The sequence below is a fragment of the Rhodoferax sp. ZS1R8 genome (assembly GCF_056521325.1).
Genome location: NZ_JBWMBA010000228.1, coordinates 1 through 1001 on the forward strand (window position 1 = coordinate 1; position 1001 = coordinate 1001).

The window sequence follows — 1001 nt, forward strand, 5'->3', positions numbered from 1 at the left end:
GGTGGTGGTCCAAGGTACACCCCTGATGGGTGGCGTGGAAGACAAGACCGTGCCGTCGGCGAACCCGACCAAGCGCCTCACGATCACTGGCACGGTGGTCATGGGTGGCATTGAAATTCGCAACTAAATTCGCGTCCGGCGACCATTCCCAGCGATGCATTCCGCAATCTCCAACCTCCGCGCCCTCGTCTGGTACGTGGGGGTGTGGCTGGTCGTCGGCGGGCTGGTTGCCTGGGGCATTGTCAGTGCAGGCTTTGCGGCCTGGACCAACGCCTTGTGGTTTGCTTTGCCGGTCGTCGTGAGCTTCGGTTTTATGGTGCCTTCGGCGTTTTATGTGTGCCGTGCAGTACCGGTGGCGCAGCGGCGTTTTTTGGTGGGGCTGACGACCTTTCTCGTCGCCTCCAGCGTGGCTGCCAGCCTTGCCTGGGTCATTGCAATGGCCTGGAACCAGTTGTGCCTTGCCTGGAGGGTCGATTGGGCTGGCATGGTGATCCCCCCAGCCCTTGGCACCACACTCTGGGTCGGCAGCGCCGCCCTGTTTGTGATCTCGCTGCTGGTACACGACGTCATGCTCACCCTGGACCAGGTCCGTCAGGCGCAGCAGCGCGAGCTGCAATCCCGCGCCCAGGCCCGCGATGCCGAGCTGCAACTGCTGCGCGCGCAGGTCAATCCGCACTTTTTATTCAACGCGCTGAACTCCATCAGTGCGCTCACCAGCATCGACGCCGCAGCGGCACGCAGCATGACGATTGCGCTGGCGCAGTACTTTCGGCAGACGCTGTCTTTGTCCAGCCACGCCACCATTCCCCTGTCGCAGGAAGTGGTGCACTGCCAATGCTTTTTAGACATCGAGATGCAGCGCTTTGGCTCCAAGTTGCAGGTGGAGGTGGACATGGACGAAGCGGCGGGTTCGGCCCTTGTTCCGCCCATGCTGTTGCAGCCGCTGGTGGAAAACGCAGTGAAACACGGCATTGCTAGCAGCACCCGGGGCGGCACGGTAC

At 62.2% G+C, this 1001-nt stretch carries 1 protein-coding gene; it reads left to right on the forward strand.

From position 1 onward, the window contains the following. Positions 1 to 154 precede the first annotated feature (154 nt). Positions 155 to 1001: sensor histidine kinase (locus AC097P_RS25190; protein ID WP_479613139.1), on the forward strand; the 847-nt coding region annotated here is incomplete at its 3' end.